This is a genomic window from Micromonospora sp. NBC_00362 (assembly GCF_026342155.1).
Taxonomy (GTDB): Bacteria; Actinomycetota; Actinomycetes; order Mycobacteriales; family Micromonosporaceae; genus Micromonospora; species Micromonospora hortensis.
The window spans coordinates 535,749-554,969 of record NZ_JAPENH010000001.1; the positions used below are offsets into that span (position 1 = coordinate 535,749).

Sequence of the window (19,221 nt, forward strand, 5' to 3'; positions counted from 1 at the left end):
GCTGGGAGACATCGCATCGTGACGGCCCTCACCCACCTGCGCGTGGCCCGCCCGCACCGGGCCGACGCCGCCCGCAACTACGACGCGATCCTGGCGGCGGCCCGGGTCGCCTTCGCCGAGCAGGGCGCGGAGGCTCCGCTGGAGGAGATCGCCCGCCGCGCCGGAGTGGGTATCGCGACGCTCTACCGCAACTTCCCGACCCGGGAGGTGCTGATCGAGAACGTCTACGTCACCGAGGTCGAGGCGGTGTGCGCGACCGCCGGGGAGGCCGAGAGCCTCGCCCCCCGCGATGGCCTGTACGCCTGGCTGCGGCGCTTCGTGGAGTACATCGGGGCGAAGCAACCGCTGGCCGCCGGCCTGAACCGGGAGTCCACCGCCTACCTGGAGTGCCGGCGGGCGCTCTACGCGGCCGGTGGGCCGCTGCTGGAGCGGGCCCAGCGGGCGCGCGAGGTGCGCGCCGACGTGACGATCGACGACGTCATGCGCCTGGCCAGCGCCATTGCCTCCGGGCACTTTCCCCGGGCCGACCAGCGCGATCACGTCCTCACTGTCGCCCTGGACGGGCTGAGCGCGCAGCCGGAGTGACCTCGGCGGTCGGCCCGCGCCGCGATGTCCGAAGTGGAACAGCTGCGGAACGTGTTCGGGGAATCACGATGGACTCGGACCCTTGACTCTCGGGAAACATCGGGCCACCATCTGACAACGTTGTCACAGACCCCCGCCATCTGACAACGTTGTCATGTCTGGAGGCAAGATGTCCGACCCATCGCCGATTTCCCGGCGTACCTTCCTCTCCGCCGGCGCGACGCTGCTGGCGTCGGTCGGGGTGACCGCGGCCCTCCCGGACGCCCTCGCGTCCGCCGCCGGGCCGACGCCGACCGCCACCCCGACCGTCACCGACCTGGCCCGGTACCGCCCGGTGACGGTCTCCTCGACCGACTACGCGCCGACGCCGGCCGCCTTCGCCGTGGACGGCCTGCCGCAGGTCGGCGTCCGGGGGAGTGGATGGCGTGCCGCCGTCGGCGATCCACAGTGGATCTCAGTGGACCTGCAGGCGCCGTGCCGGATCGAGGCCGTCTCCCTGGTCTTCGAGGCCACGCTCACCGACGGGCCGTTCGACGGCAACTACACCGACACCGACGGTGACGAGATCCTCTCCAGCGCCGCGACGGCGTACCGGATCGAGGTCTCCACCGACGGCAGTGCCTGGCGGTCGGTGTACGAGACCAGCGAGGGCCAAGGCGGGGCACAGACCATCAAGCTGCCCGAGCCGGTCACCGCCCGGTGGATCCGGATGACCGCCACGAAGCGCTCCAACAGCAACCCGGTGGGCCTCAACGGCTTCCAGGTCTACGGCGTGCCGCTCGCCGGCCGGCCGAAGGCCGAGGGCTGGACCAGTTGGGAGGGCGGCAACACCGGCCCGGCACCCGAGCTGCGGGTCGCCGCCGACGGCACGGTGCCGCTGGAGTCGGGCTGGTCGCTGACGATGGACGACTTCGCCGGCACCGCCGACGGCGCCGAACTCTCCCGTGCCGGCGTCGACGTCCGGTCCTGGCTGCCGGCGACGGTACCCGGCACCGTGCTGGGCACACTGGTCGAGCAGGGACACCTGCCCGACCCGGTGGCCGGCTTCAACAACATGCGCATCCCGGAGGCGCTGTCCCGGCACACCTGGTGGTACCGGCGCGCGCTGCGGCTGCCGCGTGACCTGGACACCTCGGCCGGCCGACGGATCTGGCTGGAGTTCGACGGGATCAACCACGAGGCGACGGCCTGGGTCAACGGCATGCGGGTCGGCAGCGTCAAGCACCCGTTCGCGCGGGCTGCCTTCGACATCACCGACGCGTTGGCCGGTCACCGTGGCGAGCACGTCCTCGCCGTCCGGGTCACCCCGATGCCGCACCCGGGCACCCCCGGCGACAAGGGCCCCGACGGTCGTACCTTCCTCCAGTCGGCCCACCACTACCTTGACGCGCCGACCTACCTGGCGGTGTCCGGGTGGGACTGGATGCCGGCCGTCCGTGACCGGGTCACCGGCCTCTGGGACCACGTCCGCCTGCGCAGCACCGGCGCCGTGGTCATCGGCGACCCGCACGTACAGACCACGCTGCCCGACCTTCCCGGCACCGACACCGCCGAGGTCACCATCCGGGTCCCGGTCCGCAACGCGGCGGCCAGCGCCACCACTGTCACCGTCCGCGCGGAGTTCGACAAGGTACGCGTCGAGTCGACAGTGACCGTCCCCGCCGGCGGGAGCACCACTGTCACCTTCACGCCGGAGCGTTCCCGCGCGCTGCGGCTGCGCAACCCCCGGCTCTGGTGGCCCAACGGCTACGGCGACCCCCACCTGTACGACCTCACGCTCACCGCCACCGTCAAGCGCGCGGTCAGCGACCGGCGTGCGCTCCGCTTCGGTGTCCGCGAGTTCGCCTACGACTGGCACCAGCCGATCGTCATCTCGCCCCCCGGCAAACCCGCGCTGGAGTTCGTCGACGGCGCGGCGACCCAGACGGTCACGTTCGACAGGCAGCACGCCCGGCACGTGCGCATCCAGGCCGGCCAGCGCGCCACCGGCTGGGGCATCTCGATGTTCTCGTTGTCGGTGGCCGACGGCACCGGTCCGGATCTCGCCCTGCGCCGCGACGCCACCGCGTCGTCCTCGGAGAACGACGGCAACGGGCCCGGCAAGGCCGTCGACGGCGACGCGGCGACCCGCTGGGCCTCGCAGGCCGAGGACGACCAGTGGATCCAGGTCGACCTCGGCGCGGCGGTGGACTTCGACCGGGTCACCATCGTGTGGGAGCAGGCGTACGCGCTGGACTACCGCGTGCAGGCCTCCGTCGACGGGGACGCCTGGAACGACGTGACGTCGGTCAGCAACGACACCCCGCTGGGCAGTCGGGCCACCCAGGTCGAGACGTTCGCCAGTCAGACGGCGCAGCACCTGCGCATCCAGACCGGCGCGCGGGTGACCTCGTGGGGCGTGTCCATGTGGGCGCTCTCGGTGCGGCGGCAGGCCGAGCCGGACGTCGACCTGGCCCTGCGCCGGACGGCGACCGCGTCGTCGTCCGACGGCGACTCGAACGGCCCCGACCGGGCCGTCGACGGCAACCCCCGCACCCGGTGGTCGTCGACCTTCGAGGACAACCAGTGGATCCAGGTGGACCTCGGCGCTCCGGTCAGCTTCGACCAGGTGACAATCGTCTGGGAGCAGGCGTACGCCCGCGACTTCGTCATTCAGGTCTCCGACGACGGGCAGCGCTGGACCGACGTCAAGGCGGTCAGCAACAAGATCACCGAGCTGAAGATCACTGTGAACGGTGTGCCGGTGTTCGCCCGGGGCGGCAACTGGGGCTGGGACGAACTGCTGCGTCGGGTGCTGCCCGACCGGCTGGCCGACACGGTCGAGATGCACCGCGACATGAACTTCACGATGATCCGCAACTGGCTCGGCAGTAGCAACCGGGAGGAGCTCTACCAGGCCTGCGACGAGCAGGGCATCCTGGTGTGGAACGACTTCTGGCAGGCCGGGGCGTTCCTGCCCAACCCGCCCGGCTACGTCGACATCGCCGCCGACACCATCCGGCGGTTCCGCCACCACCCGAGCATCGTCGTCTGGTGCGGCGCGAACGAGGGGGACCCGCCGCCGATCGTCGACGCCGGGCTCAAGCAGGCCGTCGCCACCGAGCACCCGGAGATCCTCTACATCCCGAACTCCGCCAGCGGCATCGTGAGCGGGCGGGGGCCCTACGGCTGGGTCGACCCGACGACCTACACCGACAAGACGATCTACGAGGCGGACTCGTTCGGCTTCCACACCGAGATCGGCATGCCAGTGGTGTCGGTGACCGAGAGCATGCGCAACCTCGTCGGTGACGCGCCGGAGTGGCCGATCGGTGAGGTGTGGAACTACCACGACTGGTCGACCATCGGTAACCAGCGCGTCGGCACGTACCAGGCGGCGATCGACGCGCGGCTCGGTGAGTCCGAGTCGCTCGACGAGTTCGCCACCCGGGCGCAGTTCGTCAACTACGAGAGCCACCGCGCCATGTTCGAGGCGTGGAACGCCAACCTGTGGCAGGACGCCACCGGTCTGCTGCTGTGGATGTCGCACCCGGCGTGGCACAGCACGGTCTGGCAGACCTACGACTACGACCTCGACGTGAACGGCGCCTACTACGGCGCCCGCAAGGGATGCGAGCCGGTCCACGTCCAGGCCGACCCGGGTACCTGGCAGGTCCGGGTGGTCAACCACACTGCCGCCCCGCTCAGCGGAGTCACTGTGAGCGCCCGACGGTACGACCTGAACGGCCGGTCGTTGGGTTCGGCCCAGCGTCAGCGGGTGGACGTGGCCCGCTCGGCCACCACGGCGGTCTTCCCGCTCGCCGCGCCGGACGGCGGCGGACTGCACCTCGTGCGACTGGAGTTGCGGGACAGCCGCGACCGGCTGCTCACGGAGAACACCTACTGGCGTTACGACAAGGCCGAGCAGTTGCGGGCGCTCAACGACGTGCCGAGCACCCGACTGTCGACGTCGTCGAGCACCGTACGCGTCGTGGACCGGCGCAACACCGTCACCACGACGGTCCGCAACCAGGGCCGTACGGTCGCCGCGTTGGTGCGGCTCGCCGTACGCGACCAGCGCGGTGAGCGGGTCCTGCCGGCCCGCTACGACGACAACTACTTCTGGCTCCTGCCGGGGGAGAGTCGCGAGGTGCGCATCTCCTGGCCGGCGCGGTCGGGCCTCGCCCGCCAGGTCACGGTGACCGCGCAGGCGTACAACTCCTAGGAGTACGCGGTGGGAGGCGGCGCTGTGCGGCTCCGCTTCCCACCGTGGACCCGTGCGCTGCCACCTGATGCGGGCGTTTAGATCCGTTACCGCACCTCGGCTCGGGACCGATACCCATGCTGTACGTGTGACACGGTCCGGTTCCACGTCCGGCGCGGTACGGGTCGCGTTCGCGTTCTGGATCACGCTCGTGGGCACCACGGTGCCGACGCCGCTCTACCCGCTCTACGAGCTGGAGTTCGGCTTCTCGTCGTTGACAGTGACAGTGGTCTACGCACTGTACGCGCTGGGAGTCGTCGTCGGGTTGCTGGTCTTCGGTCGGCTCTCCGACCAGATCGGCCGACGTCCGGTCATCCTCATCGCGCTGCTGCTCTCGGTCGCCGCCGACGCCGTGTTCCTGGCCGCCGTGGACCTGGCGATGATCATCGTGGGTCGGATCCTCGCCGGGCTGTCCGCCGCGCTGATCATCGGTGCCGCGACCGCGGCGTTGGCGGAGCTGATCGACCCTCGGCACCCGAAGCGGGCCGCCACCGTGTCGATCTTCGCGAACCTGGGCGGCCTGGCCGCCGGCACCCTGCTGTCCGGGATCGTGTCGGACGTGGCACCCGATCCACTCCGGCTGCCCTGGGTGATCGTGCTGATCCTGGCGGTGATCGCGATCATCGCGCTGCGGGGGGTGCCGGAGACGGTCCGGGAACGTTCGCCGGTGACTTTGCGGGTGCAGCGGTTGCACGTGCCGGCGACCATCCGCGGGGCCTTCGTCCGCTCGGCGCTCACCGCCGGCGCGGGCTTCGCCGCCCTCGGGGTGCTCACGTCGGTGAGTGGGCTGTTCCTCGGCATGGTCCTGCACGAGACCTCGCACACCCTTGCCGCGCTGGTGGTCTTCGTGGCGTTCACCGGCGCCGCGTTCGGTCAACTGCTGACCCGCGTGCTGTCCTCGCGCGCCGCGCTGGCCAGCGCCTGCGCCGGCCTCGTCGTGGGGGCGGGCCTGCTCGCGTTCAGCATGTGGATGGCGTTGCTGGCGACGCTCATCGTCAGCGCGGCGATCACCGGTGTCGCGTCCGGGGTGGCGGTCGGCGACGGCATCGCGACGATCACGATGAAGACCGAACCGCAGCACCGGGCCGAGGCGGTGTCGACCTTCTTCGCCATCCTGTTCGCCATGCTCGGTGTGCCAGCGGTCGGGGTCGGTCTGCTGATCCAGACGATCGGCCTGCGCCCGGCCGGCGAGGTCTTCAGCGCGGTGGTGGCGGTGCTCGCGCTGGTCGTCCTGCTCAGCCTGGTCCGGGGCGGCCGGACACGGCCCGCGGGCTGATCACCGGCGCGGCCAGTTCAGGGCAACCGGCGTGCCTGGCGGGCCATTCACGGAGGTCTTGCGGCGGTCATCGTATACAACATACGCTCCCCGAATCGCCCACCTGAGGAGCTCTCCATGACGAACCTCTCCGTCCGCGACACGAACCCGCCCCGCAGCCGGGTGCTCCGGGCCGCCGTGGCGGCGGCCGCCGTCGTCTGCACTGTCGTCGCCTGCTCACCGGTGTCGAACAACGAAGGCGGCGACCAGTCCGGCGGCGACCAGGCGGCAGGCCAGGATTCCTTCGGTACGCCCGCCGACCCCGCCGCCGTCAAGCAGGGCGGCAAGCTGGTCATCGCCCTCTCCGCCGAGCCCGACGCGCTGGACCCGACGCTGTCGAGAAGCCTCTACTCCCGCTACGTCTTCCAGGCGATGTGCCAGAAGCTCTACGACGTCAACGAGCAGGCGCAGGTCGTACCGCAGCTCGCGACTGCCCTGCCCACCACGAGCGGCGACGGCCGGACGGTGACCATTCCGCTGCGGCCCGGCGTGCGCTTCGCGGACGGCACGGCGTTCGACTCGGCCGCGGTGAAGGCCACCCTGCAACGCCACCTCACCAACGCCCGGTCGGCGCGCAAGAGCGAACTTGGCCCCATCGACGGCGTCGACACCCCTGACGCGCAGACAGTCGTCCTGCGGCTGAAGCAGCCGTTCGCACCACTGCTTGGGGCCCTCGCCGACCGGGCCGGCATGATCATGAGTGCGCAGGCGCTGCGGACCAAGGGCGACGACTTCGCCTCGGCGCCGGTCTGCGTCGGCCCCTTCAAGTTCGCGAAGCGGGTGCCGCAGAACTCCATCGAGGTGGTGCGGGACCCCAACTACTACGACGCGAGCAAGGTGCACCTGGACGGCATCTCGTGGCGGATCCTCACCGACGCCAGCATCCGCGCCGCCAACCTGCGCTCCGGTGACGCGCAGGTCGCCGACTCGGTCTCCACCCAGGACGTCGCCTCGCTCCGGCAGGACGCGGCGGTCTCCGTCCTCCAGTCGCAGTCCCTCGGCTACCAGGGCCTGACCATCAACGTCGGCAACGTCGACGGCGTCGGCACCGCAGCCAAGCCCATCAACCGCCCCCTCGCCCAGAACGCCAAGGTGCGACAGGCCTTCGAGCACGCCATCGACCGCAAGGCCCTCGTCGACGCGGTCTTCAACGGTCTGCACGCCGCCGCCTGCTCCCCGATCTCGCCGGCGAGCACGTTCTCGTCCCCCGAGGCGCAGACCTGCCCGGCGCACGACCCCGCCAAGGCCAAGCAGTTGCTGGCCGAAGCCGGCGTGCGGACGCCGTACACGGTCACGATGCTCGCCTCGAACACCCCTGACACGCTGCGTCTCGCGCAGGCGTTGCAGTCCATGGTCAAGGACGGCGGATTCGACCTGAAGATCAACCCGGTGGAGTACTCGTCGCTCCTCGACGAGCAGGACCGCGGCAACTTCGAGCTGCTGCAACTGGGGTGGAGCGGCCGGATCGACCCGGACGCCAACATCACGAACTTCGTCGGCACCGGCGCCAGCCAGAACGTCGCCGGCTACAGCAACCCGCAGCTCGACACAGTGCTGACCCAGGCCCGCCAGGCCGGTGACGTCGAGGAGCGCAGGAAGCTGTACGGGCAGGCGGTCGCACTGCTCCAGCAGGACGACGCCCTGATCTACCTCTACCGGCAGCGCAACCTGACCGCCGTCAGCAAGCAGATCCAGGGCCTCCAGGTCTACCCGGACGGCGTTATCCGGGCCGCCTTCGCCGGCTTCGGCAAGTAGGCCGTCGTGGCCCGATACCTGCTCACCCGCGCCTGGCAGTCGGCGCTGACCCTGCTGTTGTCGACGATCGTGGTCTTCGTCGGCGTACGGGCGCTCCCCGGCGACCCGGCCCTCGCCCTGGCCGGGGAGGACCGGTCGCCGGAGGCCCTGGAGGCCATCCGTCGGCACTACGGGCTGGACCAGCCGCTGCCGGTGCAGTTCGCCCAGTACGTGGAGCGCATGGCGCAGGGCGACTTCGGGGTGTCGATCCGCACCGGCACCCCGGTCTCCTCGATGCTCACGACAGCCCTGCCGGTGACCGTCGAGCTGTCCGTCCTGGCGATCCTCATCGCGGCGGCGCTCGGCGTCGGCGCCGGGGTGCTCGCGGCCGTCCGTCGTGGACGTCCGGCGGAGTGGCTCGCCAACGGTCTGGCCCTGATCGGCCTGTCCGTGCCGCACTTCTGGCTCGGGCTGCTGGCGATCCTCTACCTGTCCGTGGCGACCGGGCTCTTCCCCGCCTCCGGCTTCGTGCCGATCCTGGAGGACCCGGTGGACAACCTGCACCACATCGTCCTGCCGGCGGTGATCCTCGGCACCGGCCTGGCCGCCATCATCATGCGGCAGACCCGCTCGGCGATGCTGGACTCGCTCTCCTCCGACTACGTCCGGACGGCGAAGGCCAAGGGCCTGCGACCGCGCGCCGTCATCACCCGGCACGCCCTGCGGAACAGCCTCATCGTGGTGGTGACCGTCGTGGGTCTCCAACTCGGCGGGCTGATCTCGGGCGCTGTCGTCACCGAACAGATCTTCGGGCTGCCGGGCTTCGGCAAGATGACCATCGACGCGGTGTTCCAGCGGGACTACCCGGTGATCCAGGCCGTCGTCCTGCTCACCGCGGCGGCCTACATCGTGATCAACTTCTTCGTGGACCTGCTCTACTCGGTCATCGATCCACGCATCCGGGTGACGGGAGATCCGGCATGACCGTCCTCACCGTACCGATGGCGGAGACCGGCACCGCCGATATCACCCGGCGTACCCGGGTGCTGCGGCGGCTGCGGCGCAACCCGCTCGCCGTGGTGAGCTTCGTCGTGCTCGCGCTGGCGGGTGTCATCGCGCTGCTGTCGCCCTGGCTCGCGCCCTACTCGGTCGACCAGACCGACTTCGCCCGTACGTTCGCCCCTCCCGGCACCGCCGGGCACCTGCTGGGCACCGACGACCTCGGCCGGGACGTCCTCTCCCGCATCATGCTCGGCGCACGGGCCTCGTTGCAGGTAGGGCTCCTGGCGGTGGCCACGTCGCTGGTCATCGGGGTGCCGCTCGGGCTCGCCGCCGGCTACTTCCGGGCCTGGGACGCGGTGATCTCGCGCTTCACCGACCTGCTGCTGGCGTTTCCGTTTCTGATCATGGCGGTGGGGTTGGCGGCCATCCGCGGTGCCAGCCTCGGCAACGCCGCGGTGGCCATCGGCATCGCCCAGATCCCCGGGGTGATCAGGGTCGTCCGCTCGGACACGCTGCGCCTCAAGTCGCTGGACTTCGTCGCGGCGGCCGTCGTGGACGGCGCGAGCGACCTGTGGGTGCTCGCCCGGCACATCCTGCCGAACGCGACCTCGGTGATCCTGGTGCAGGCCACTGTCGCCATCCCGGCCGCGATCCTCGGCGAGGCGGTGCTGTCCTTCCTCGGCCTCGGCATCCAGCCCCCGTCGCCCAGTCTCGGCACCATGCTGGCCACCGCCCAGCAGTTCGCCGCCCGCGCACCGTGGGCCGCCGTCTTCCCCGGCGTGGTGATCATGGGTCTGGCGCTGGCGTTCAACGTCTTCGGTGACGCCCTGCGCGACGCCCTCGACCCGAAGGGAGACCGGCGATGACCACCGCCTCCGCGCCCGTGCTGGAGATCCGCGACCTGTCGGTGTCGTTCCCGACCGAGACCGGCACCGTCTCGGCGGTCGACGGAGTCAGCCTGGACCTCGCGGCCGGGGAGATCGTTGGAATGGTGGGCGAGTCGGGGTGCGGAAAGAGCGTCACCGCGATGAGCCTCGCCGGGCTGCTACCCGGCAGCGCCCGGGTCAGCGGATCGGTGCGCCTGGACGGCACCCAGCTGGTCGGGGCCCGCGAGTCGGCCCTGCGTCGCGTCCGTGGCCGGGAGATCGCCTACATCTTCCAGGAACCGATGACGTCGTTGAACCCGGTGCTCACCGTCGGACGGCAGATCGGCGAGGTGCTCCAGGTCCACGAACGGATGTCCCGACGGGCGGCGCGGGCCCGCGCCGTCGAGCTGTTGACGCTCGTCGGGATCCCGTCCGCCGCCCAGCGGGTCGACAACTATCCGCACCAACTCTCCGGCGGCATGCGCCAGCGCGTGATGATCGCGATGGCGGTGGCCTGCGGCCCGAAGGTGCTGGTGGCCGACGAGCCGACCACCGCGCTGGACGTCACCGTCCAGGCCGGCATCCTCCAGGTGCTGCGGGACCTGCGCGACCGGCTCGGCACGAGCGTCCTCATCATCACCCACGACCTCGGCGTGATCGCCGACATCGCGGACCGCGTCGTCGTCATGTACGCGGGCCGGGTGGTGGAACGGGCGCCGGTGGACGACCTGTTCGCCCATCCCCGGCACCGGTACACGGCCGGGCTCCTGTCGGCGTCACCGCAGCCGGGCCGGCACGCCGGCACCGACCGGTTGACCGAGATCCCCGGGCTGGTGCCCGTCCTGGCCAGCCAACCCGACGCCTGCACCTTCGCGGATCGCTGCCCTGCCGCCGACGAGCAGTGCCGGGCGGCCGCCCCGCCGTTGGAGGATGTCGGTGGCACCGACCATCTCGCGGCCTGTTGGCACCCCTGCACAACGGCACCGACGGCAGTTCAGGAGGCGAACCGATGACGCCGCAGCCGAACGCCCTGGAGATCGCGGACCTGGTGATGCACTTCGGCCCGGTGCGTGCCGTGGACGGGGTGTCCCTGACCATCCTGCGGGGCCGGGTCACGGCCCTGGTGGGGGAGAGCGGTTCCGGGAAGTCGACAGTGGGCCGATGCGTGGTGCGGCTCGTCGAACCGACAGCGGGAACTGTCCGGATCGCCGGCACTGACGTCACCCACCTGTCCCGACGGCGACTGCGTCCCCATCGCGGCGCGGTGTCGATCGTCTTCCAGGACCCGGCCGCGTCACTGGACCCGCGGATGCTGGTGGGCGAGATCGTGGCCGAGCCGCTGCGGCTGGCCGGCAAGCGGATCTCCCGGCGCGAGCGGGATGCGCGCGTCGCCCCCCAACTCGAACGGGTGGGCCTGCGCGCCGAGGTGGCCCGCCGCTATCCCCACGAGCTGTCCGGCGGGCAACGCCAACGGGTCAGCATCGCGCGGGCCCTGATCTCCGAGCCCATGCTGCTCATCGCTGACGAACCCACCAGCGCGCTCGACGTGTCGGTGCAGGCGTCGGTGCTCAACCTCCTCGCCGACCTGCAACGCGACATCGGGTTCGCCTGTCTCTTCATCACCCACGACCTCTCCGCTGTCGAGTACCTGGCCGACGACATCGCTGTCATGTACCTGGGTCAGCTCGTCGAGACCGGTAGCCGCGAGCGGATCTTCGCCCGGCCCGCCCACCCGTACACGCAGGCGCTGCTCTCCGCCGCGCCGGTGGCCGACCCGGTGCGTCAGCGCCTCCGTCAACCGGTGCTGCTCGGCGACGACCTGCCGTCCGCGCTCGACCCACCGTCCGGCTGCCGGTTCCGGACCCGGTGCCCGCTCGCCTTCGACAGGTGCGCGACGGAGGTGCCGGCGCAGACCGCCGTCGGCGACGGCATGGCCGCGTGCCACCTGGTCCGGCCGGACGGCACCGGTCCCGACGTTCGTACCGCAGATCCCAGTGAGGTGTTGTCATGACGTTCACCACCCGACCCACGTTGCAGGGCACCTTCGGCATGGTGTCCTCCACCCACTGGCTGGCCAGCCAGTCGGCGATGGGCATCCTGGAACGCGGGGGCAACGCCTTCGACGCGGCGGTCACCGCCGGCTTCGTCCTGCACGTCGTCGAGCCGCACCTGAACGGGCCGGGCGGCGAGGTGCCGGCCATCGTGGCCACCGCACGGGATCCCCGACCGAAGGTGCTGTGCGGGCAGGGGCCGGCGCCAGCCGGCGCCACCATCGCGCACTTCCGGTCCCTCGGGATGGACCTCATCCCGGGCGCCGGGCCGCTCGCGGCGGCCGTACCCGGCGCGGTGGACGCCTGGCTCCTGCTGCTGCGCGAGCACGGCACGCTCACCCTCGCCGAGGTGCTGGAGCCGGCGATCGGCTACGCCGGCGCCGGACACCCGCTGGTGGCCCGGGTCGGTGACACGGTGGCGGCCGTCCGGTCGTTGTTCGAGGAACACTGGCCCACCTCCGCCGCGCTCTGGCTGCGCGGCGGCCGACCACCGGCCGCGGGGGAGTTGGTCACCAACCCGGCGTACGCGGACACCCTGCGCCGGCTCGTCGAGGCGGGACGGGCGGCCGGCGTCGACCGGGAGGCCCAGATTGAGGCCGCGCGCCGGGCCTGGAGCACCGGTTTCGTCGCCGAGGCGATCGACGCGTTCAGCCGGCTACCGTTCCAGGACTCCAGTGGCCGCCCGCACGCCGGGCTGGTCACCGGCGACGACCTGGCCGCGTACTCGGCGAGCTGGGAGTCGCCCGCCACCCTCGACTGGCACGGCTACTCGGTGGCGAAGACCGGTTTCTGGGGTCAGGGCCCGGTGCTGCTGGAGTCCCTGGCCACCGTTGACGCGCTCGACGACGCGGGCGCGTACGACCCGACGACCGCGGCGGGCATCCACGCCCAGGTCGAGGCGCTCAAGCTCGCCTTCGCCGACCGGGAGGCCTGGTACGGCGACGGGGCCGACGTGCCCGCCAAGGCGCTGCTCTCGCCGCAGTACGCGCGGGAGCGGGCCGCCCTGATCGGCGATCGCGCGTCGACGGAGTTGCGGCCGGGGCGTCCGGACGGGGCGCAGCCGCGCCTGCCCGCCCACGTTCAACAGGGCGCCGGGCGGCGTACCGGGCCGACGGATGCCACCACGGGAGAGCCGACGGTGCAGTCGGACGGGGTGACCCGGGGCGACACCTGTCACGTGGACGTGGTCGACCGCTGGGGCAACATGATCTCCGCTACGCCCAGCGGCGGCTGGTTGCAGAGTTCCCCGACGATTCCGGAGCTGGGCTTCCCGCTGGGCAGCAGGTTGCAGATGTTCTGGCTGGAGGAGGGGCTCGCCTCGTCACTGGCGCCGGGCCGCCGCCCGCGTACGACGTTGAGCCCGACGATGGTGCACCGTGACGGTCAGCCGGTGCTGGCCTGCGGCACCCCCGGTGGCGACCAGCAGGACCAGTGGCAGTTGCCGTTCCTGCTGCGGCACCTCGTCGGTGGGAAGAGCCTTCAGGAGGCCATCGACGCGCCGGCGTGGCACACGGTCAGCCTGCCGGGGTCGTTCTATCCCCGCGACATGGAGCCCGGTGTCCTGGTGGTGGAGGACCGGCTCGACGAGGGTGTGCTGGAGGCCCTGCGGGCGTACGGGCACGAGGTGCGGGTCACCGACGGGTGGAGCCTCGGTCGGCTCTGCGCGGTGACCCGTGACCCGGTGACGGGAGTGCTGGCGGCCGGTGCGAACCCCCGGGGGATGCAGGGCTACGCGTGCGGCCGGTAGCTGGCGCCATGGCCGCGCGCCCGTCAGCGGGCGCCGTAGCCGCCTTCGGCGTTCTCGTAGGCCGCTGCGGATGCCGCGTCGAGGTGGTCGAGCGCGGCCCGCTCGGCGCGGTCACCGTCGCCCGACTCGATGGCGTCGACGAGTTGGATGTGCTCGGCCCACGAGTGTGGCGCGCGTTCGGCCGCCCCGAGCCGGAAGACCCACTGGACATGGAGGTAGAGCGACTTGGCGATCGACGACAGCCAGGGGTTTCCGCTGATCTGGAGGATGCGCAGGTGCAGCGTGCTGTTCAGTTCGGCGACCCGGGCCAGGTCGTGGCGCTGCGTCGCCTCGCGGCCCTGGTCGAGCAGGGCACGCAGGGACGCCACGTCGGCCGCTGTGGCCCGCTCGGCGGCCAGCCGGGCGGCCAGCGTCTCCAGGCGCTGTCGCACGGCGAACATGTCGGTGATGGTCCCGCTGCTCGGTGAGGCGACTACGGCTCCCCGGCGGGGGAGGATCACGACGAACCCCTCCGCCTCGGCGACGCGCAGTGCCTCCCGGACGGGGTTGCGGGAGACGCCGAAGTCCTCGGCGAGCCGGTCCTCGGTCAGCCGTTCCCCGGGCAGGTAGTCGCCGTCGATGATGGCGGTCCGCAGCGCGGCGAGGACCTGATCGCGTAGCGGCAGGTGCTGCGCGCCGAGCTTGTCCCGTAGGTCTTCAGCCACCTGGTCGCCTCTCCGTGAACGTGTCCGGACAAAGTGTATACGAAGAACAATTACTGGAAGGTGGCCGACAGTGTCGAGCACAGCGCCCCGCGTCACCCACCCTCGCGTCGCCCCGCGCCGAGACGAGCGCCTGCTGCGGCGACGGCAGGCGCTCGTCGTCGTCCTCACCTTCCTCACCGGGAGCGCCGACGCTCTCGGTTTCCTCGCCCTCGGCGGTGCCTTCGCCAGCGTGATGACCGGCAACATGGTCCTGCTCGGGCTCTCGGCCGGCCGGGGTGAAGCCGACCTGGCGCTGACGTCGGGCTGCGCCATCGTCAGCTTCATCGTCGGTGTCCTCGCGGGCGCCCGCGTCGTCGGCTCGGCACAGCCCGACGATCCGGTCTGGCCCCGGCGAGTCACCTGGGCGCTGGTCCTGGAGCTGTCGGTGTTCGTCGTGTTCGCCGTCGTCTGGGAGATCACCCTGCACACGCCCGACGCGGGTGTCCACCTGGCGCTACTGATGCTGTCCGCGGTCGCCCTGGGCGTGCAGAGCAGTGCCATCCAGCGCTTCGGCGTGTCCGGCCTGTCCTCCACGTACCTGACCGGCACGCTCACCAGCCTGATCGCCGGGGTCGCCGCGCGCAGCCCGTGGGCCAGCCTGCGTCCCAAGGTCCAGGTGCTGCTGGCCCTCATGGTCGGCGCGGCGGTCGGCGCCCTGGTCGCCCTGCACCTGCCTGTCGTCGCCCCGGCCCTGCTGATCGTGCCGCTGGTGCTCGTCATCGCCGTGTCCGCGCGGATGCGGGCCTGAGCGTCAGACGCCGCGAGCGAACAGGGCCAGCCGTACCCGGTTGGGGCTGTCGGTCTTCGTCATCAGGCTGGTGATGTGGGTCTTGACGGTGGTGACACCGATGTGGAGCTGGTCGGCGATCTCGGTGTTGGACAGGCCCTCGGCGACCAGGTTGAGCACGTCACGTTCCCGGGCGGTCAGGCCCGGCAGGGCCGGCGGCGACCCGGGGCGGGCGCGCACCGCGCGCTGCACGAGGCGGCGCAGCACCTCCGGGCTGAACGGGCTGTCGCCGACGGCGGCCCGTCGGATGCCGTCCAGCAGCTCGGTCGGGGGCGCGTCCTTGAGCAGGAACCCGCACGCTCCGGCGGTCAGCGCGGGGTAGAGGTGGTCGTCGTCGCCGAACGTGGTCAGCACCAGGACGCGGGTGGCGGGGCGTTCGGCGAGGATCCGGCTGGTGGCCGTGATCCCGTCGACACCGGGCATCCGCAGGTCCATGACGACGACGTCGGGGAGGAGCCGCCCGGCCAGCGGGATCGCCTCACGGCCGTTGTCGGCCTCACCGACGACCTCGATGTCGGGTTGGGCCTCGCAGAGCATGCGCAGCCCGGCCCGGATGAGGTGCTGGTCGTCGACCAGCAGCACCCGGATCACGCCGGCTCCGGCGCGGGCGACCCGGCCGGGGCCTCCCGCTCGCGGGGCACCGACCCGACCGGCGCGTCGGCTGGTGCGGCGGCCACGGCCGGAAGGACGGTACGCACCCGCCACCCGGCGCCGGTCGGGCCCGCCTCCAGCCGGCCGCCGAGGACCTCGACGCGTTCCCGCATTCCGGTGATGCCGTGCCCGCCACCGGCCGGCACGCCCGCCGGCAGCCCGCCGCGTCCGTTGTCGGTGACCTCCCAGTGCACGCAGCCGTCCCGGACAGCGACCACGAGGTGCGCGAGCGCGGACGCCCCCGCGTGTTTGGCCACGTTTGTCAGCGCCTCCTGGGTCAGTCGCAGCACCGCCATGCCGCGTACCGCGTCGAGTGAACCGATAGCCGGGTCGAGATCGGCCTCCACAGTGACACCCGCCTGCCGGGCCCGGTCGATGGACGCGCCGATCGCCGCCGGCAGTGCTGACGGTTCGATAGCGGTCAACGCCGCGTCGCCGCGTACCCCGTCGGGGTTGCGCAGCACCGCTACCAGCCGGCGCAACTCCGTGAGGGCCGCGGTGCCGGTGCCGTGCACGTCGTCGAAGACCTCGCCCACCCGGGGGTCCAGGTCGGTGAGCACGTGCCGGGCCACGCCGACCCGCAGGACCATCGACGCCACGTGGTGCGCGACGACGTCGTGCAGCTCGCGGGCGATGGCGCCGCGTTCGTCGGCGCGGGCCGCACGGCTCTCCGACTCGTGCTGGCGTTGCTCGGCCACGGCCCGCTCCACGGCCTGCCGACTCAGCTCCCGGTTGGTGCGGATGACGAGGCCGAGCAGCACCGGCACACCGACCTCCAGGGCCAGGCCGACGACGCCCGAGGCGACCTGGCCGACCGGGTCGCCGACCGAGTCGGTCAGGTCGACCACGACCAGCAGCGCGGTGGACAGCCAGATGGTCCGGGGGCGGCGCGCTCGCATGGTGATCTCGAGCAGGGCCCAACTCGCGCCGACCTGGTTGATGGTGAAGTCGTCGACCAGGCCGATCGCGACCGTCAGCAGGGTGGCCTGTGCCACCAGGTTGACCACCGGCCGACGGTGCGCCGCCAGCGCCACTGTGAACGCGAGGACCGCGAGGATCCACTGTGTCGTCGTGGGCGTGCTGGTCGAGCGCGGAACGAAGAGCAGGTAGCACAGCCCACTGAGATCGAGCAGTAGCATCCGCACGAGCGAGTCCCGCATGTCGAACAGTCGCCCCGGCCAGCTCACGGTGGTCAGCCTAGGTGCTGCGGGCCGGTGGCGGCGGCCGTCGGCCGCCGCCACCGGATCCGGACCGCGAGGTACGCGGCCAGGCCGAGCGGTCCGAGCAGGATGGTCAGCACCAGCACCGGAGCCATCACCAGCGCCGGCACCCCCCGTTCGCGGCTGTCCAACCACGCCCACCGCCCGACGAACAGGTCGAACGCGATCATGTGCGCCCAACCCGCCGCGGCCCCGTTGGAGGTGCCGAGCAGGTCGCGCACCCCGGCCAGGGTCGGCGACGCCACGGCCGGCAGCACCTCTCCGAACGCCGGGAGCACCAGCAGCGCGTAGATCACCACGACCGGCAGCACGATCAGCGGCGAGGCGATGATCCGGGCGGTCCACGACCAGCGCGGCAGCAGGATCATCAGCGCCCAGAACGGCGCTGCCACCGCGAACGTCAGGGAGAAGAGCGTCGCGGTCACGCGGCCAGCGCCAGTTCCGGGCGACGTCGGCGGGCCAGCACCAGGCCGGTCGCGGTCGCCGTCGCGACCACCAGGGCCGCGACCGCGGCGAGCGTGACGGCGTCCGGCCGCAGCAGCGGCTGCTCGCGCAGGGCTTGCCAGGTCAACAGCACGGTGAGTACGCCGTACGCGCTGCCCGCGACGACCAGCAGCCGGGCGCGGGTGCGCTCGCCCAACCGCGTCGCGAACCGGCTCAGCAGGATCGCCAGGATCGGCAACGCCTGGAGGGCGTGCAGCCCCACGAAGTGCCCGATCCGCAGGTCACCGCCGGTGGTGCTCCAGCCCACGATCGGCAACCCCGGTCCACCGTCGGGCACGCCGACGCTGTGCGCCCCAGTGATTCCCTCGATCCCCGGGTCCTGCGTCGGCAGCGCCATCGGCACTGCCGCGAGCATGCCCAGCAGGGACAGGCCGAGCCCCCACCTGACGGCGGTCGCGGCGACCCGATCGGGAATCCGCTGGATCATCACGACGATCGCGATGACGAGGTGCGCGAAGAACAGCACCATGATCGCCGCGCCCATCGCCGCGAACAGCGCGGTGTTCAGCGGTGTGCTGTCGTTGAAGTGGCTGGTCTGTCCGCGTATCACCTGGCCGACGATCAACGCGTTCTCGACGACCGCCACCGCGACGATGACGACGACCGCCCTCTCGACGGCCCGGCTGCGTCGCGGCAGCAGGGAGAGCATCCAGGCGAGCGTCGCGCCGTACAGCACGAACGACACCGCGAACTTGAACGGCTTGAGCCAGATCGGCGCCCCGGTGAGGACGCGCGGGTCGACGAGGATGCCGACGACGGTGACGACGCCGAGTACTGCCATCACGGATACCAGGATCATCAGTGGGCGGTTCCAGCGCGTCGCCCTGCGCACATCGGTAGTCATGTCTGTAGATGTTCGTGGCCGTGCCCGCCGATCGCGTCCGACCCCGAGCCCCGGTTGCGGCCGGTGGTCGGAGCGCGCCTCCTCCCTGGGTAGGAGACGAAACCCGTCGGGGCCGCTCGGTGGTACTGGCACAATGGCCGGCCTGCCGACCGGACCGGGAGTGACGATGACGACCAATGCGGACCGTGTCCAACCGAACGAGACCACAGTGCCGCTGCTGCACTGCGCGGCCCCGGAGGAGACCCTGGCGTTCTGGCGGGCGCTCGGCTTCGAGGTGGCTTTTGAGCAGCTCAAGCCATATGTGTATCTGGCGTTCACCTGGAGTGGGTTCCAGCTGCACTACGGCCCGGCGCCGAAGGATCTCGACCCGGCGAAGGAGCATTCCGGCGGCTGCCTGGTGATGGTGGACGCGGTGGGCTCGTACCACGCGGTGTTCGCCGAGGCGATGCGCCGCAGCTACGGCAAGGTGCTGGTCAAGGGTCTACCCCGAATGACCCGCTACCGCGCCGGGTCGTCGCGGTTCAGCATCGTCGACCCGTCGGGCAACTCCATCGTCTTCATCCAGCGGGACGAGCCGGAGGACGTGGAGTACGGCGGGTCGGAGGAGCTTGACGGGCTGGCCCGGGTGCTCGACAACGCGCGGATCCTGCGCGAGTTCAAGATGGACGACCGGGCGGCCTACCGGGCGCTCGACTCGGGGATGCGCCGCCGTGCCGAGGACGCCCCGGTGGTCGAGCGGGCGATGGCGCTGGCCGGCCTGATCGAGCTGGCCATCGCGTTGGACAAGGCCGACCGGGTGCCCGAGTGGGGCGCCCGACTCCAGGCGCTGTCCCTGACCCCGGAGCAGCGGACACTGGTGGCGCAGTACGTCGCCGACCCCACCCTCCTCGAACCGTGGTGGCCCGAGGTGCGCTGACCCCGGACCTCCC

General features: G+C 71.6%; 16 protein-coding genes. 11 read left to right on the top strand and 5 right to left on the bottom strand.

Annotated features, from left to right (window positions below):
- Positions 1 to 18 precede the first annotated feature (18 nt).
- The 9 genes from OG992_RS02330 to OG992_RS02370 all read left to right on the top strand — a co-directional run bounded on the left by OG992_RS02330 (position 19) and on the right by OG992_RS02370 (position 13,543).
- Complete coding sequence (locus tag OG992_RS02330) at positions 19 to 585, top strand: TetR/AcrR family transcriptional regulator (protein ID WP_238682601.1); 567 nt, start codon at positions 19 to 21, stop codon at positions 583 to 585.
- Between the two features lie 169 nt (positions 586 to 754).
- Positions 755 to 4,789: a discoidin domain-containing protein gene (locus tag OG992_RS02335; protein ID WP_266302183.1), complete on the top strand. Its 4,035-nt coding sequence runs from the start codon at positions 755 to 757 to the stop codon at positions 4,787 to 4,789.
- Between the two features lie 127 nt (positions 4,790 to 4,916).
- Complete coding sequence (locus OG992_RS02340; protein ID WP_266302184.1) at positions 4,917 to 6,104, top strand: MFS transporter; 1,188 nt, start codon at positions 4,917 to 4,919, stop codon at positions 6,102 to 6,104.
- A gap of 117 nt (positions 6,105 to 6,221) precedes the next feature.
- A complete protein-coding gene (locus OG992_RS02345; protein ID WP_266302185.1) occupies positions 6,222 to 7,898 on the top strand; it encodes an ABC transporter substrate-binding protein in 1,677 nt (558 codons plus the stop codon).
- A 6-nt stretch (positions 7,899 to 7,904) separates the two neighbouring features.
- Positions 7,905 to 8,861, top strand: coding sequence for an ABC transporter permease (locus OG992_RS02350; RefSeq protein ID WP_091399352.1), 957 nt, complete (start codon positions 7,905 to 7,907; stop codon positions 8,859 to 8,861).
- Positions 8,858 to 9,745: an ABC transporter permease gene (locus OG992_RS02355; protein ID WP_266302187.1), complete on the top strand. Its 888-nt coding sequence runs from the start codon at positions 8,858 to 8,860 to the stop codon at positions 9,743 to 9,745. Before OG992_RS02350 ends, OG992_RS02355 begins: the two co-directional genes overlap by 4 nt.
- Complete coding sequence (locus OG992_RS02360; protein WP_238682596.1) at positions 9,742 to 10,758, top strand: ABC transporter ATP-binding protein; 1,017 nt, start codon at positions 9,742 to 9,744, stop codon at positions 10,756 to 10,758. Before OG992_RS02355 ends, OG992_RS02360 begins: the two co-directional genes overlap by 4 nt.
- Positions 10,755 to 11,756, top strand: a complete 1,002-nt coding sequence (locus OG992_RS02365) for an ABC transporter ATP-binding protein (RefSeq protein WP_266302188.1) — start codon at positions 10,755 to 10,757, stop codon at positions 11,754 to 11,756. Before OG992_RS02360 ends, OG992_RS02365 begins: the two co-directional genes overlap by 4 nt.
- Positions 11,753 to 13,543: a gamma-glutamyltransferase family protein gene (locus tag OG992_RS02370; RefSeq protein ID WP_266302189.1), complete on the top strand. Its 1,791-nt coding sequence runs from the start codon at positions 11,753 to 11,755 to the stop codon at positions 13,541 to 13,543. Before OG992_RS02365 ends, OG992_RS02370 begins: the two co-directional genes overlap by 4 nt.
- 23 nt (positions 13,544 to 13,566) lie before the next feature.
- Here OG992_RS02370 and OG992_RS02375 read toward each other — a convergent pair whose 3' ends face one another.
- The gene (locus OG992_RS02375; protein ID WP_167457549.1) at positions 13,567 to 14,247 is read right to left on the bottom strand and encodes a GntR family transcriptional regulator; all 681 of its coding nucleotides are present in this window, start codon (positions 14,245 to 14,247) and stop codon (positions 13,567 to 13,569) included.
- A gap of 70 nt (positions 14,248 to 14,317) precedes the next feature.
- Between OG992_RS02375 and OG992_RS02380 the strand changes: the two genes are divergently transcribed.
- Positions 14,318 to 15,034: a YoaK family protein gene (locus OG992_RS02380; protein WP_266302190.1), complete on the top strand. Its 717-nt coding sequence runs from the start codon at positions 14,318 to 14,320 to the stop codon at positions 15,032 to 15,034.
- Between the two features lie 3 nt (positions 15,035 to 15,037).
- On the opposite strand, the gene OG992_RS02385 is transcribed toward OG992_RS02380, so the two are convergent.
- Genes OG992_RS02385 through OG992_RS02400 form a run of 4 tightly spaced genes read right to left on the bottom strand, consistent with a single transcriptional unit; the run spans position 15,038 to position 18,292 of the window.
- Positions 15,038 to 15,664 (bottom strand): response regulator transcription factor, encoded by a 627-nt coding sequence (locus OG992_RS02385; RefSeq protein WP_238682592.1) that lies wholly within the window; start codon positions 15,662 to 15,664, stop codon positions 15,038 to 15,040.
- Positions 15,661 to 16,911 (bottom strand): sensor histidine kinase, encoded by a 1,251-nt coding sequence (locus OG992_RS02390; RefSeq protein ID WP_266302191.1) that lies wholly within the window; start codon positions 16,909 to 16,911, stop codon positions 15,661 to 15,663. Before OG992_RS02390 ends, OG992_RS02385 begins: the two co-directional genes overlap by 4 nt.
- Positions 16,912 to 16,916: 5 nt before the next feature.
- Positions 16,917 to 17,369 carry an ABA4-like family protein gene (locus OG992_RS02395; protein ID WP_266302192.1) on the bottom strand — a complete coding sequence of 151 codons (453 nt, stop codon included), beginning with the start codon at positions 17,367 to 17,369 and terminating at the stop codon, positions 16,917 to 16,919.
- Complete coding sequence (locus tag OG992_RS02400; RefSeq protein WP_266302193.1) at positions 17,366 to 18,292, bottom strand: hypothetical protein; 927 nt, start codon at positions 18,290 to 18,292, stop codon at positions 17,366 to 17,368. Before OG992_RS02400 ends, OG992_RS02395 begins: the two co-directional genes overlap by 4 nt.
- Positions 18,293 to 18,458: 166 nt before the next feature.
- Here OG992_RS02400 and OG992_RS02405 point away from each other — a divergent pair, with 166 nt between their 5' ends.
- Positions 18,459 to 19,208: a glyoxalase gene (locus tag OG992_RS02405; protein ID WP_266302194.1), complete on the top strand. Its 750-nt coding sequence runs from the start codon at positions 18,459 to 18,461 to the stop codon at positions 19,206 to 19,208.
- Positions 19,209 to 19,221 lie beyond the last annotated feature (13 nt).